Origin of the sequence: Streptomyces sp. WP-1, from assembly GCF_030450125.1 — a bacterium.
In the GTDB taxonomy this organism is placed as follows: domain Bacteria; phylum Actinomycetota; class Actinomycetes; order Streptomycetales; family Streptomycetaceae; genus Streptomyces; species Streptomyces incarnatus.
Genome location: NZ_CP123923.1, coordinates 826685 through 839636 on the forward strand (window position 1 = coordinate 826685; position 12952 = coordinate 839636).

A 12952-nucleotide genomic window follows, 5' to 3' on the forward strand; every position below is an offset into this window, starting at 1 on the left:
CCTGCGGTCCAATGGGAGAATCGGATGGAATTCAGCGGCTAGGCTGCTCAATCATGGAACTGCGTCATCTCCAGCACTTCGTCGCGGTCGCCGAGGACCAGCACTTCACCCGGGCCGCCGAGCGGCTGATGGTGTCCCAGTCGGGCCTGTCCGCGTCCATCCGGGCGCTGGAGCGGGAGCTGCGGGCACCGCTGTTCGTGCGCACCACGCGGCGGGTGACGCTGACGGAGGCGGGGCGGGCGCTGCTGGCGGAGGCCGAGCGGATCCTCGCGCAGGTGCGCGCGGCGCACGAGGCGGTCGCTGCGGTGCAGGGCGTGCTGCGCGGCACGCTGGCGCTGGGCACCGAGCAGTGCGTCGCCGGGGTGCATGTGGCCCGGCTGCTGGCGGCGTTCCGGGGCGCGCACCCGGACGTGGAGATCCGGCTGCGCCAGGCGGGCTCGGGCGCGCTGGCGGAGGAGGTCGCGGCGGGCCGCCTCGATCTGGCCTTCGCCTACCGCACCCGGGCGGACGGCGACCAGCTGCGCTCGGTGTCGCTGACCAGCGAGCCGATGACCGTGCTGTGCCATCCCCGACACCGGCTCGCCGCGGCCGGGGCGCTGCTGGGCACGGCCGACCTCGCCGGTGAGGTCTTCGTCGACTTCCACCCGGACTGGGGCCCGCGCCGGGCCACCGACGCCGCCTTCGCCGCGGCGGGGGTGCGGCGCACGGTCGCGCTGGAGGTCAACGACGTGCACACGCTGCTGGACCTGGTGGACGAGAACCTGGGTGTCGCGGTCGTACCCCGGCACTTCCGGCACAAGCGGCCCACGCTGACCGCGCTGCCGCTCAAGGGGACGGGCGAGGCCGAGTACGAGACGGTGGCGCTGCTGCCGCCCGAGCACTCCACCAGCCCCGCGGCCCGCGCCCTGGTGGCACTGCTGGAGGCGGAGGGCCTGGCGCCGTACCGGTCGTCCTGAATTGCGGACGCGGGCGCGCCGTCCATCTGTGATGGTGGACGGTATGCATGCCAAGGACATCCTCATCGACGGCTACGGCCGCATCCAGGAAGAAGTCCACGACACCCTCGGCGGCCTCGGTCCGAACGAGCTGCACCACGGCCCGGTCCCGGGCGCCAACACCATCGCCTGGCTGGTCTGGCATCTCACCCGGGTGCAGGACGACCACATCGCCGACGCCTTCGGTCTCGACCAGGTGTGGCTCTCCGACGGCTGGGAGAAGCGCTTCGGCCTCGATCTGCCGCGCGCCGACACCGGCTACGGGCACACCCCGGCCAAGGTCGCGAAGGTGCGGGTGGACAGCGCCGACCTGCTGAGCGGGTACTACGACGCGGTGCACGAGCAGACGCTGGGCGCGCTGCGCTCACTGGCCGCCAAGGACCTCGAACGCGTCGTGGACGAGCGCTGGGACCCGCCGGTGACGCTCGGCGCCCGCCTGGTGAGCGTCCTGTCCGACGATCTCCAGCACATCGGACAGGCCGCCTACCTCAAGGGGCTGGTTCAGAGCGCGGCGGCGTAGCCGGGCAGGACCACGTCCTCGATGAGGGCCTTGCGCTCGTCGAAGGGGATGAACGCGCTCTTGAGCGCGTTCACCGTGACCGTCCGCAGGTCCTCGACGCCCCAGCCGGCCTCCTCGACCAGCAGCGCCATCTCCCGGGTCATCGTGGTGCCGGACACCAGGCGGTTGTCGGTGTTCAGGGTGACCCGGAAGCCGAGGTCCTTCATCGCGGTGATGGGGTGCTCGGCGATCGAGGTGGCGCAGCCGGTCTGGAGGTTGGAGGTGGGGCACATCTCCAGGGCGATACGGCGGTCGCGCACCCAGGAGGCGAGCCGGCCGAGCTTGCCGTCCACGATGTCCTCGGTCAGCCGCACGCCGTGCCCGATGCGCTGGGCGCCGCACACCTGGACCGCCTGGTGGATGCTGGGCAGGCCGTACGCCTCGCCGGCGTGGATGGTGAAGGGCACGCTCTCGCGGCGCAGGTGCTCGAAGGCGGCCAGGTGGTCGGCGGGCGGGAAGCCGTCCTCGGCGCCGGCGATGTCGAAGCCGACGACCCCGGCGTCCCGATAGGCCACGGCCAGGTCGGCGGCCTCGGCGACGCGGTCGAACATCCGCATGCCGCACAGCAGGGTGCCCACGCGCACCGGGGTGCCCGCGGCGGCGGCCTTCGCCATACCGGCGGCCAGGCCCTCCTGCACGCTCTCCACGACCTCGGCGAGGCTCAGGCCGCCCCGGGTGTTCAGCTCGGGGGCGTAGCGCACCTCGCCGTAGACCACGCCGTCGGCGGCGAGGTCCAGGACGTACTCCTCGGCGGTGCGCAGCAGGCCCTCACGGGTCTGCATCACGGCGAGGGTGTGCTCGAAGGTGGCGATGTAGCGCACCAGGTCACCGGAGTTGGCGGCCTCGACGTACCAGGCGGCCAGCTCGTCCGGGTCCGTGGTGGGCAGCTGGTGCCCGACCTCGGCGGCCAGCTCGACCAGGGTGGCGGGGCGCAGGCCGCCGTCGAGGTGGTCGTGCAGCACGGCCTTGGGGAGGCGGCGGAGGGTGTCGGTGTCGATGCGGGGGGCGGTCATGGCAGGGCGTTCCTCAGCGAGTTGTACCGGGGTCGATCAGGCGGCCGACGGTGCCGACGGGGTTGGTTAGCCGGTGAGGTTATACGTAAAACCAGATACTTGTCTACGCGCGTTGCCATGGAGTTGTCTACGCGCGTCGCAAAGGCGTCGGCCGGGTGCCGTGACGAGACCGCCGGGGGTGTCGCGGCGAGACCGCCGGGGGTGTCGTGACGAGACCGCCGGGGCGTTCCCGCGAGGGCGCTTCGCACCGGGATGCCCCTCGCCCCGCCGCACCGAGGCGCCCTCACCGCTGCGTCGGGGCGCCCTCACTGCCACGTCGGGGTGCTCTCACCGCCGACACCGGGGTGCTCTCACACCGCGTCAGGGCGCTTCCTCGCCCTGCGCCACCTCCACCCGGTGGTGGAAGTCCACCAGCCCGGCCGCGGAGGCCGCCCCGGACAGGGCGGTGCAGGCGATGAGCAGCGCGGCGACGGCCCGGCCCGCACGGGGCCTGCCGGGCGTACCCAGCAGGGCCTGGACCCGCTGCGGCACCGGGCCCGTGGCCGCCCCGGCCGCGAAGTCGGGCCGCGGGGTGCCGGCGTCGTGCCCGGCGAGGGCGGCACGGGCGATGGCCCGCGCGGTCAGCCGACGGTCCCCCACCCGCGCGGCGGCGGCCTCGTCGGCGGCCCGCTCGGCGGCGAGCCGGATGGTCGTACGGACCGGCCGGAGCGCGGGGTGGCAGTGGGCGGCGAGTTCGGCGGCGGCGAGGAAGTAGTGGTGGCCGCCCTCGTTGTGCGCCCGCTCGTGCGCGAACAACGCCTCCCGCTCGGGCCCGTCCAGGCTGCGCAGCATCGCGGTGGTGACGACGATGCGGTGCGGGCGGCCGGGCAGCGCGTAGGCGTCGGGGCGGGGCGAGTCCACCACGCACAGGTCACCGGCGGCGGGCCGCCGACCGGCCTCGGTGCGGGCGACGCGGAAGGCCCGGCCCTGCCGCAGTACCGAGCGCGCCGAGGTCCAGCAGCAGACGGCGAGGACACCGACCGAGGTGGCGGCGGCCGGCACCACGATCAGGGCGGGGGCGGTGCGCAGCGGGTGGACGAACTCGCCGAACGCGGCGAACAGGGGCAGCCGCAGCAGCCCGATCAGCACGAAGGCGCCGAGCGCGGCCAGCGAGCAGCCGCCGAGGACCACCGCGCAGCCCGTGACGGCCCACAGCGCGGCGGCGGGGGCCAGCCGGGCGAGGGCCCACCGGGCCAGTACCGGCAGGGCGCAGGGCAGCAGCAGGGGCAGCAGGAGGAGGGCGGTCATCGGCCGGGGGCTCCCCTCAGCCGTCGGATTCCAGGAGATCCCGCAGGATGCGCTCGTCGTCGGGGTTGAGCTGGGCGACGAAGCGGGCGAGCACGGTCTCGCGGTCGCTGTCCCGGTCCAGCTCGGTGTGCATCCGGCGGGCGGTGAGGCCGTGGGCGTCCTGGACCTCCTGGACCGGGGAGTACACGAAGCCGCGGCCCCGGCGCTGCCGCTCGACGACGCCCTTGTCGTGCAGGCGGCTGAGGATGGTCGTCACCGTCGTACGCGCCAGGTCCGCGCCCAGACCGGCCTGGACCTGCCCGGGGGTCAGGGGGCCGTCGGCGGCCCAGAGCGCGGCCATGACGCTCGCCTCCAGTCCACCGGCCGGTCGGCGTTCGTCCTTGCCGTCGGTCATGGAAACGTCCTCACCCTCCTCGTCGTCCGTGCGGTCCCTGTGCGGACTGTCTACACGATGGTAGTCATACGGGCGCGCGAGGCGTCTCCGCCCGCCGTTCGGCGCGACCCCATACATGACAAACCGTCCTACGGCTACACATAAACGGCGAACAAGCGCAAAATGGGTAGTGCGGTGCTCGCTGAACACCGCACCATCAGCGGTCTGGCCTGCGCATTCGAAGGAGACGAAAGTCATGGCCAACGTGTCGCACAGGGGTGACATATCGACCCACCCCGATGTCCCCGAAATGCGGGAACGCTACGCCCGCATGCTCGGCGGTCGTGATGTGGCGCTCGTGGACGGGCCGGTGTTCCTGCTCGGTCTGTACTGCGCGGCATCGCCCTGGATCCTGCACTACACCATCAGTCAGCCGGCGCTCATGACGCACAACCTGATCATGGGCATCGCGATCGGGCTGCTGGCGCTGGGATTCACCAGGGCCCCCGAGCGGATGTACGGCCTCAGCTGGGCGATGTGCGCGTTGGGCGTCTGGATGATCATCGCCCCGTGGATCGTGGGGAGCGCCCCGGACACCGGTGTGATCATCAACAACGTCGTGATCGGCGCACTGGCCCTCCTCCTCGGCATCGTCTGCGCCGCGTCGTCGGCGAAGGCCACGAAGAGCACGCCCAGGCCCTAGTGGGGAAGGAAGCACGACGAGAACGCGCGAGGAAGGAGCCGATCGTCGAGAACGAGGAAGAGAAGAAGAACACGGAAGGAAGAAGGACGGAGGGCCGGTGCGCCCAGCGGACCGGCCCTCTCCCTCTGCGCCGGCGCCCTTGTGTCCGGGGCTCGTTCAGCGGCTCACGGTGAAGCTCAGCCACAGGTCCGCGGGCAGTTCCGGCCGCCCCGGCACCGCACGCTCGGTACGGCTCCACCCGCCCGGCGCGACCTCCTCCGCGACCCGGTGCCAGAAGGCCGCCCCGCCCGCGTTGTCCCGCTGGAACGCCACCTCCCACCGTCCCGGATGCCGCCGCAGCACCTCCCGTACGGCCCGCAGCCCCACTCCCCCGCGCCGGGCGCCTCGCACCACGAAGAAGCTGTTCAGCACGCGCACCGGCCCGTCGAGCCCCCGTACGAAGGCGAACCCGGCGAGGCGGTCCCCGCGGCTCAGCAGGTACGCCGCCCAGCCGTCCTCGGTGAACGCGGACTCCACCCGCTCGCCGCGGAACGTGCCGTCGGCCGCGGGCAGTCGGCCCTGGTACTCGGACATGTCATGGCGGAACATCAGCCACAGCCGCTCGACGGCGGGCCGGTCCTGGAGGGTCGCGAGGCGGACGCACGGGGCCACGCTCATGGTCCCGCCGATCTCTTCGTGCACGTTCTCGTCCATGCTCTCGTTCATGTTGTCGGTCATGAACGAGAGCCTCCCCGGGCGGACTTCCGTCCGGCCGGGGAGGCTCCTCACGCCGACCGGATCATAGCCCCCCGGGGCTCATACGGTCTCGGCGTCCCGTCCGGCGGAGCGCTCCTCGTCCGTCTCCTTCGCCCCGAACGGCCAGACCCGCTCCCGCCGCGCCCAGACCAGGAAGGCCGCGCAGCCGAGGGCCAGCCAGGCCAGGGACCACTCGGCGGGGTGGCGGCCCGGTGAGTTGTGGTCGGCGCAGGCGTAGATCACGCACCAGCCGGTGAAGGCCACGAGGGACGGCAGCGGGTAGAGCCACATGCGGTACGGGCGGCGCAGATCGGGCCGCCGGGAGCGCAGCACCGTCAGGGCGACGATCTGGGCCAGCGCCTGCACGATCACCATCACGGTGGTGAGCAGCTGGATCAGGGTCGCGAGATCGGTGTGCCGGCCGATGAGGAAGCCGACCGCGGTGATCACGCCCATGGTCGCCAGGCCCAGCGTGGGGAAGCGGTGCCGGGGGTGCAGCCTGGCGTACGGCCGGAAGAAGACCCGGTCGCGCGCGGCGTCGTACGGCACCCGGGAGCCGCCCAGCAGGCCCGTGAACACGGAGGCGAAGGCGGTGATCAGGATGAGCACGGTGACAGTGTCGGCGGCGCCCCGGCCCCAGGTCCGCTCCAGGACCGCGGAGGCCACCGAGGTGGACGCCATGTCGCCCGGGTCGCTCATGCGGTGCCAGTCGACCACGCCGAGCGTGCCGATCTGGAGCAGCAGGTAGATCGCCATGATGCCGAGGATCGAGTAGAGGATGGAGCGCGGCAGCACGCGGCCGGGGTCCTTGATCTCGGCGCCCATGTAGGCGGTGGTGTTGTAGCCGAGGTAGTCGTAGACGCCGATGGTCAGGCCCGCGGCGAAGCCGGCCCAGAAGTGGCCGCCGGTCAGGTCGAAGGCGCCCGCCGGGTAGGTGAAGGCGAGTCGGGGGCTGAAGTCGGTCGCGGCGGCGGCGATCACCAGGACCACGGAGGCGATCATCACGGTCCACATCACGGCCGTGATCCGCGCGATGTGCTCGATGCCGCGCCACAGCAGCAGCACCACCAGGGCGATGACGCCGAGGCCGGTCAGGTCGCCGGCCGGGCCGCCGAGGCCGGGGGCGAGATAGCCGAGGTACTGGACGAAGCCGACCACGCCCGTGGACATGATCAGCGGCACGAACAGCATCGCCGTCCACACGAACAGGAACGGCATCAGCGTGCCGGTGCGATACCGGAAGGCCTCGCGCAGATAGACGTAACTGCCGCCGGAGCCGGGCAGCGCGGCGCCCAGCTCGGCCCAGACCAGCCCGTCGCACAGGGCCAGCACCGCGCCCGCGACGAAGCCGACGACCGCCTGGGGCCCGCCGAACGCGGCGACCATCAGCGGGATGGTGACGAACGGGCCGATGCCGCACATCTGGCTCATGTTGATGGCCGTGGCCTGGAACAGCCCGACCCGGCGGACGAAGCCGTCCGGGGAGGGCGGGCTACCGGACATGGGGACTCCTGGAGGCGTCGGGGAGGGGACCCTACGAGAATCCGGCCGCCGGATGAAGGCGGTTGACGGACATTCAGCGGGCGCTGTGGCGACGGTCGTTGACAGCCCTGGGACGGCGACCTAGCTTAAGCCCGGTTAGTAAAGTTTCCTAACTTTACGAGCCTGGAGACCGTCTGTGTTCCCTCGCCCCGCCCCCGGCCATCGGCTCGCCACGGCCACCGGGCTCCTCGCCCTGCTGGGCTACCTCACCACCGGCGCCTGGGCCGACCCGCACGTCCCCGCGCCGCCGCTGCGGCCGGTCGCGGAGCTGAAGGCGGCCACCCGGAGCACCGAGGTGTCCTCGGCCGCCGGAAGCACCACCCCGCTCGCCGCCTTCACCGTCCAGTCCACGGCGAAGGTGAGCGACTCACCCGCGGCCGTCTCCTCCCCCGGCTACGCGGCGCGCGGCTGGTACCCGGCGGGCCCGCGCTCCACGGTGCTGGCCGCGCTGCTGGCCGCCGGGGTGTACGACGACCCGTTCCGCTCCACCAACCTGGCGAAGATCCCGAAGGCCGACTTCGAGGTGCCCTGGTGGTACCGCTCCGACTTCACCGTCGCCGACACCGCGCGGCGCACCCTGCTCGACTTCAGCGGGGTCGTCTCCGCCGCCGACGTCTATGTCAACGGCCGCCAGGTGGCCGCCGCACGGGATGTGACCGGTGCCTTCACCCACCACGAGCTGGACGTCACCGCCCTGGTGCGCCGCGGCGTCAACACGGTCGCCTTCCGCATCCGGCCCAACGATCCGGGCAAGGACCTGACCATCGGCTGGCTGGACTGGCTCCAGCCGCCGCCCGACCGGAACATGGGCATCGTCCGGGACGTCCTGGTGCGCCGGGGCGGCCCGGTGGCGCTGCGCGACGCGCACGTGGTCACCAAGCTGGCCGTGCCCTCCCTCGCCGCCGCCGACCTCACCGTCCGCGCGCAGGCCCGCAACGACTCCGCCGCGCCGGTCACCGCCGAGGTCACCGGCACCGTCGGCCCGGCGCGCTTCGGCAGGACGGTCCGGCTCGCCGCGCACGAGACGCGGACCCTCACCTTCTCCCCCGCCGACGTGCCCGCGCTGCACCTGACCGCGCCGAAGGTGTGGTGGCCGGCCGGGATGGGCGGACAGCCGCTGTACGCCCTCGACCTCACCGCGCGCGTGGCGGGCACCGCCTCGGACACCGCGCACGAGTCCTTCGGCATCCGCGACGTCCGGGCACCGCTGAACGCGGCCGGGGCCCGCCAGTACCGGATCAACGGCCGGCCACTGCTGATCAAGGGCGGCGGCTGGTCGCCGGACGAGTTCCTGCGCTGGGACCGCGCCTATGCCGAGGACCGGCTGCGGTACGCCGTCGACCTCGGTCTGAACACCCTGCGGCTGGAAGGCCATCTGGAGCCGGACGAGTTCTTCGGGCTGGCCGACCGGTACGGGGTGCTCACGCTGCCGGGCTGGGAGTGCTGCACCAAGTGGGAGGGGCAGGTCAACGGCACGGAGAACGGGGAGAAGTGGACCCCGGCCGACTACCCGGTGGCGAAGGCGTCCATGGCCGCCGAGGCCGCCCGGCTGCGGGACCACCCCAGCGTGATCTCCTTCCTGATCGGCAGCGACTTCGCGCCCGACGCGAGGATCGAGAAGAACTACCTGGACGCGCTGCGGGCCGCCGACTGGAACCTCCCGGTCGTCCCCGCCGCCTCCGACAAGTCCTCGCCCCGGCTGGGAAGTTCGGGCATGAAGATGACCGGCCCCTACGACTGGGTGCCGCCCGGCTACTGGTATGCCAAGCGCGAGGGCGGGGCCACCGGCTTCAACTCCGAGACCAGCGCGGGCCCCAGCATCCCCACCCTGGACACCCTGCGCCGGATGCTCACCCCGGCCGAGCTGGACAGCCTCTGGCAGGACCCCGGGGCCAAGCAGTACCACCGCTCGCCGTCCGCCACCTTCGGCACGCTCTCGCTCTACGACGCCGCGCTCGCCGCCCGCTACGGCGCCCCCACCGGCCTCGCCGACTACGTCCGCAAGGCCCAGCTGGCCCAGTACGAGAACGTGCGGGCCCAGTTCGAGGCGTACGGGCGCAACGCGACGGACCCCGAGGCGCCCGCGACCGGGGTGATCCACTGGATGTTCAACAGCGGCTGGACGTCCCTGCACTGGCAGCTGACGGACCGCTATCTCGACCAGGGCGGCGCCTACTTCGGCGCGAAGAAGGCCAACGAGCCGCTGCACATCCAGTACGGCTACGACGACCGCTCGGTGGCGGTGGTCAACAACCGGCACACGACGGCGCGCGGTCTGGCCGCGCGGGCCACGCTGTTCGATCCCGACGGCACCCTGCGCTACGACGGGGCGGCCGCCGGTCTGTCGGTGCCCGGGGACGGGGCGCACGCGAACGCGCTGACCCTGCCGGACTCGGTGCCGGGGCTGGCGCGGACGTATCTGCTGCGGCTGGTGCTGACCGACGCGGGCGGCCGGGAGGTGAGCCGGAACGTGTACTGGCTCTCCGGCAGGCAGGACACGCTCGACTGGCCGGGCACCACCTGGTGGTACACGCCGACGACCGGTTACGCCGACCTCACCGGACTGGCCTCGATGGCGCCGGTCCCGGTGGCCGCGACGGCCACCACCCGCTCGGACGGCGGCACGTCGACCACCACGGTGACCCTGCGCAACACGACGGACGGGCGGACGCCCGCGCTGCTGACCGATGTGCACCTGGTCGACGGGCGCGGGGTGCCGGTGCTGCCGGTGCGCTGGTCGGACAACGAGGTCGGGCTGTGGCCGGGTGAGTCGGTGACGCTGACCGCCGTCTACCGGACGGCCGATCTGCGCGGCGCGGCCCCCCGGGTGCGGGTCTCCGGGTGGAACACCCCGGAGCGGACCGTGCCGGCGGCATGACGAAGGGGGTGGGTCCCGCCGGACCCACCCCCCTCGCGTGCGGGGCGCTCAGCTCACGGTGAGCGCGGTGTCGTCCACGACGAACGAGGTCTGGTACTTGGAGCCCTCGGTGCCGGTGAACTGAAGGGTGATGTTCTGCCCGGCGTAGCCGCTGAGGTCGAAGCTGCGCTGGGTGTAGCCGGATCCCGCGTTGAGGTTCGAGTACGTCGCCAGGGTGCCGAGCACCGTGCCGGACCCGTTCAGCACCTGCACCTTGAGGGTGTCGTAGGCGGTGGTGGTCGAGGTCTCGGCCGTGTCCACGTGCAGGTAGAAGCTCAGCTTGGCCGAGGTGCAGCCCGCCGGGACGGCCACCGGCTGGGAGAGCGTGTCGGTGGTGGCGGTGCCGTAGCCGTCGAGCCAGGCGTAGTACGAACCCGAGTGGGCGGACTCGGCCGCGGCGTTGGTGATGACCTTGCCGGACGCGCTCCAGGTCGTGTCGCCCGACTCGAAGCCGTTGTTGCCGAGCAGCTGGCCCGCGGTACAGGTGCCGGTGCCGCCGCCACCCGTGCCACCGCCACCGCCGCCGGTGCCGCCACCGCCGCCGCTGGTGCCGCCGGCACCGGCGAGCCACGCGGTGGCGTTCAGGGCGAGCGGCGCGTTGGTGGCGCCGGGGTCGTTCCAGCCGTCGTACAGGGTGTTGCCGGAGCTGCCGGTGCCGTCGTCGATCGGGGAGCTGTCGCCCCAGAACGCGACGCGGCCCGCGCCGAAGGTGCTGGTCAGGAAGAAGGCGCCGGTGTTGCCCGAGTAACCGCTGCGGTAGACCAGGCCCTTGACGGCCGCGTTGTCGGCGGGCTTGAGGGTGGCGGTCGTACCGTCGGCGAACAGGCTCTTGGTGACCTTGCCGAAGGAGCCGTTCAGCACCGGGTCGGTGCTGTCGCTGATCGCGGCCGGGTAGCCGGACTTGACGTCCAGCGCGTCGATGGAGAAGCCGAACGGGTCGGTGTTGTCGACACCGTTGTTCGTCATCAGGTCGTTGAGGATCTCGACCGCGTCGTTGCCGTCGTTGTTGCGGTCGGCACCGGTGTGGTCGGAGATCATGAACAGACCGCCGCCGTTCTTCACGAAGTTCATGATCGCCGTCTTCTCGGCGGCCGAGAACATCGTGTTGGGCTCGGGCAGGACCAGCGTGTCGAAGTTCGACAGGTCCTGCGCGGACGAGCCGCCGTAGGTCAGGCTCTGGCCGGAAGGCAGCGTCTTCAGGCTGTAGTCGCCGGTCTTCTGGAGCGCCACGCCCCAGGAGGAGAGCGCGCCGGTCCAGTCCGTCTCGGACTGCGGGTTCGCGTTCTGGCCCAGCGGGTCGGGCTGGCTGGTGGAGATGACCCAGTCGGCGTTGCCGGCCGTCTCGGCGTGGGCGTTGTCGAACAGGACGCGGTGTGTGGTCGCCGCCTGGGCGGGGGCGCTCGCACCGACCTGGACGGCGGCTCCGGTCAGGAGCAGGCCGAAACCGGCGAGTGCGGTGGTGACTCTGCGTCGGGATCTCGTGGATCCGGGCATCCGGCGAACCTCCGTTGTGCGGTGTGGGGGTGGGGAGAGGGCGTTGCGGCGCCAAGTCTGCGCGCGTAGAACCCGCTTGAGGGTTCTACACGCGTCGATGGCTTGAAAGGTACATGGCATGAAGGGCCGGTGAACAGAAAGTCCCGGCAATAAAGCGCGCCGGACTGTCCGGCTCTCCAGCGGGCACCTTCTCCAAGGACGGGTTCACGCCGTGCGAAGGGGTGGAGATGGAGATTTCAGGCATCATCAGCGCGATCATCATCGGCCTGATCATCGGTGTGCTGGGCAGGCTGGTCGTCCCGGGGAGGCAGCACATCGGGGTGCTGTGGACCATCGTCGTCGGCATCGTGGCCGCGCTGATCGGCTCCGCGATCGCGGCGGGGATCGGGGTCGCGGACACCAAGGGGCCCGACTGGATCGAGTGGCTCATCCAGATCGCCCTGGCGGCGGCGGGGATCGCCGCACTCGATCGGGCGTTGGCACGTCGTTGACATACCGTCAACTTCCCTTGACCTCATAGAGGTAAGGGGTCGTGGTGCTCAGCGGGAGGAAGCCGAGCCGCTCCAGGACGGGGCGGCTCATCGGCGAGGCGTCGACCTGGAGGTAGCAGCAGCCGCGGGCGGCGGCGATCCGGGCGCGGCGGGCGACGAGGGCGCGGTACAGGCCCCGGCCCCGCCACGCCTCGGCGGTGCCGCCGCCCCACAACCCCGCGAACGGGGTGCCGGGCACCAGTTCCATCCGGGCGGCACTGACGGTCTCGGCCCCGGCCAGCGCGACGACGGCCACCAACGCGCCCGGATCGGCGGCCAGTTGGCTGAGCAGCCGACGGCGCAACCGGGTCCCGTCGGTGCCGAACGCCTTCTCGTGCGTCTCGGTGAAGAGATCGACGCCCGCCTCGTCCACGACCTCCACCAGCCGTACCCCCGCGGGGAGCCGGGCGGCCAGGTCGAGCCGGTCGATCTCGCCGATCATCAGCGTCTCGGCCGGCTCGGCCCGGAATCCGGCCGCGGTGAGCCGGGCGCCGAGGTCGGCGGGCCGGTCGTGGCTGTAGAGCTTCCACTCGAAGTCGTGGCCGAGGGCGGTGAAGGCGGCGATCTGCTCCTGGATCGCCGCGTCCGCGCCCGCCTCGTCGAGGCCGGTCCACAGCACCCCGTTCCAGCCATGCGCGTCGGCGCGTTGCCGCACCACCTCCCCGACGCGTTCGACATGGGCGCCGGGCCCGTCGGGGGCGGCGTGTTCGCGCAGGTCGCGGTCGTACAGGGCGAGGATCTCGTTCTTCTCCATGGCCGCCCACCCGATCACGCGGGAGGGGGCGCGGCAACGCGATTACCCGG

At 72.3% G+C, this 12952-nt stretch carries 12 protein-coding genes; 5 read left to right on the top strand and 7 right to left on the bottom strand.

Annotated elements, in window-relative coordinates; translation table 11 throughout:
• The first annotated feature begins 53 nt into the window (after nucleotides 1–53).
• Nucleotides 54–956, top strand: a complete 903-nt coding sequence (locus tag QHG49_RS03355) for a LysR family transcriptional regulator (RefSeq protein ID WP_159698576.1) — start codon at nucleotides 54–56, stop codon at nucleotides 954–956.
• A gap of 43 nt (nucleotides 957–999) precedes the next feature.
• Complete coding sequence (locus tag QHG49_RS03360; RefSeq protein ID WP_159698579.1) at nucleotides 1000–1515, top strand: DUF664 domain-containing protein; 516 nt, start codon at nucleotides 1000–1002, stop codon at nucleotides 1513–1515.
• Here QHG49_RS03360 and QHG49_RS03365 read toward each other — a convergent pair.
• The 3 genes from QHG49_RS03365 to QHG49_RS03375 form a co-directional block, all read right to left on the bottom strand.
• Nucleotides 1497–2567: an adenosine deaminase gene (locus QHG49_RS03365; protein ID WP_159698582.1), complete on the bottom strand. Its 1071-nt coding sequence runs from the start codon at nucleotides 2565–2567 to the stop codon at nucleotides 1497–1499. The genes QHG49_RS03360 and QHG49_RS03365 overlap by 19 nt on opposite strands.
• A gap of 360 nt (nucleotides 2568–2927) precedes the next feature.
• Nucleotides 2928–3854, bottom strand: a complete 927-nt coding sequence (locus tag QHG49_RS03370) for a M48 family metalloprotease (protein ID WP_301487161.1) — start codon at nucleotides 3852–3854, stop codon at nucleotides 2928–2930.
• A gap of 16 nt (nucleotides 3855–3870) precedes the next feature.
• Complete coding sequence (locus QHG49_RS03375; protein ID WP_145491365.1) at nucleotides 3871–4248, bottom strand: BlaI/MecI/CopY family transcriptional regulator; 378 nt, start codon at nucleotides 4246–4248, stop codon at nucleotides 3871–3873.
• A gap of 235 nt (nucleotides 4249–4483) precedes the next feature.
• Between QHG49_RS03375 and QHG49_RS03380 the strand changes: the two genes are divergently transcribed.
• Complete coding sequence (locus tag QHG49_RS03380; RefSeq protein ID WP_145491368.1) at nucleotides 4484–4930, top strand: SPW repeat protein; 447 nt, start codon at nucleotides 4484–4486, stop codon at nucleotides 4928–4930.
• 156 nt (nucleotides 4931–5086) lie between these two features.
• Here the strand turns inward: QHG49_RS03380 and QHG49_RS03385 are convergent, their stop codons facing one another.
• The gene (locus tag QHG49_RS03385; RefSeq protein WP_159707883.1) at nucleotides 5087–5587 is read right to left on the bottom strand and encodes a GNAT family N-acetyltransferase; all 501 of its coding nucleotides are present in this window, start codon (nucleotides 5585–5587) and stop codon (nucleotides 5087–5089) included.
• Between the two features lie 138 nt (nucleotides 5588–5725).
• Nucleotides 5726–7168, bottom strand: a complete 1443-nt coding sequence (locus QHG49_RS03390; RefSeq protein WP_301487162.1) for an APC family permease — start codon at nucleotides 7166–7168, stop codon at nucleotides 5726–5728.
• A 175-nt stretch (nucleotides 7169–7343) separates the two neighbouring features.
• Between QHG49_RS03390 and QHG49_RS03395 the strand changes: the two genes are divergently transcribed.
• A complete protein-coding gene (locus QHG49_RS03395) occupies nucleotides 7344–10085 on the top strand; it encodes an exo-beta-D-glucosaminidase (RefSeq protein ID WP_301487163.1) in 2742 nt (913 codons plus the stop codon).
• Nucleotides 10086–10133: 48 nt separating this feature from the next.
• On the opposite strand, the gene QHG49_RS03400 is transcribed toward QHG49_RS03395, so the two are convergent.
• Complete coding sequence (locus tag QHG49_RS03400; protein ID WP_301487164.1) at nucleotides 10134–11618, bottom strand: hydrolase; 1485 nt, start codon at nucleotides 11616–11618, stop codon at nucleotides 10134–10136.
• 227 nt (nucleotides 11619–11845) lie between these two features.
• Between QHG49_RS03400 and QHG49_RS03405 the strand changes: the two genes are divergently transcribed.
• Nucleotides 11846–12109, top strand: coding sequence for a GlsB/YeaQ/YmgE family stress response membrane protein (locus QHG49_RS03405; RefSeq protein WP_301487165.1), 264 nt, complete (start codon nucleotides 11846–11848; stop codon nucleotides 12107–12109).
• 7 nt (nucleotides 12110–12116) lie between these two features.
• On the opposite strand, the gene QHG49_RS03410 is transcribed toward QHG49_RS03405, so the two are convergent.
• The gene (locus QHG49_RS03410) at nucleotides 12117–12902 is read right to left on the bottom strand and encodes a GNAT family N-acetyltransferase (protein WP_301487166.1); all 786 of its coding nucleotides are present in this window, start codon (nucleotides 12900–12902) and stop codon (nucleotides 12117–12119) included.
• Nucleotides 12903–12952: the final 50 nt, after the last annotated feature.

Excerpts from the sequence above, each read along its gene's own strand:
- QHG49_RS03385 (WP_159707883.1), bottom strand. The coding sequence starts at position 5,587 with ATGAGCGTGGCCCCGTGCGTCCGCCTCGCGACCCTCCAGGACCGGCCC.
- QHG49_RS03360 (WP_159698579.1), top strand. The coding sequence starts at position 1,000 with ATGCATGCCAAGGACATCCTCATCGACGGCTACGGCCGCATCCAGGAA.
- QHG49_RS03410 (WP_301487166.1), bottom strand. The coding sequence starts at position 12,902 with ATGGAGAAGAACGAGATCCTCGCCCTGTACGACCGCGACCTGCGCGAA.
- QHG49_RS03380 (WP_145491368.1), top strand. The coding sequence starts at position 4,484 with ATGGCCAACGTGTCGCACAGGGGTGACATATCGACCCACCCCGATGTC.
- QHG49_RS03370 (WP_301487161.1), bottom strand. The coding sequence starts at position 3,854 with ATGACCGCCCTCCTCCTGCTGCCCCTGCTGCTGCCCTGCGCCCTGCCG.
- QHG49_RS03375 (WP_145491365.1), bottom strand. The coding sequence starts at position 4,248 with ATGACCGACGGCAAGGACGAACGCCGACCGGCCGGTGGACTGGAGGCG.
- QHG49_RS03400 (WP_301487164.1), bottom strand. The coding sequence starts at position 11,618 with ATGCCCGGATCCACGAGATCCCGACGCAGAGTCACCACCGCACTCGCC.
- QHG49_RS03390 (WP_301487162.1), bottom strand. The coding sequence starts at position 7,168 with ATGTCCGGTAGCCCGCCCTCCCCGGACGGCTTCGTCCGCCGGGTCGGG.
- QHG49_RS03365 (WP_159698582.1), bottom strand. The coding sequence starts at position 2,567 with ATGACCGCCCCCCGCATCGACACCGACACCCTCCGCCGCCTCCCCAAG.
- QHG49_RS03355 (WP_159698576.1), top strand. The coding sequence starts at position 54 with ATGGAACTGCGTCATCTCCAGCACTTCGTCGCGGTCGCCGAGGACCAG.
- QHG49_RS03405 (WP_301487165.1), top strand. The coding sequence starts at position 11,846 with ATGGAGATTTCAGGCATCATCAGCGCGATCATCATCGGCCTGATCATC.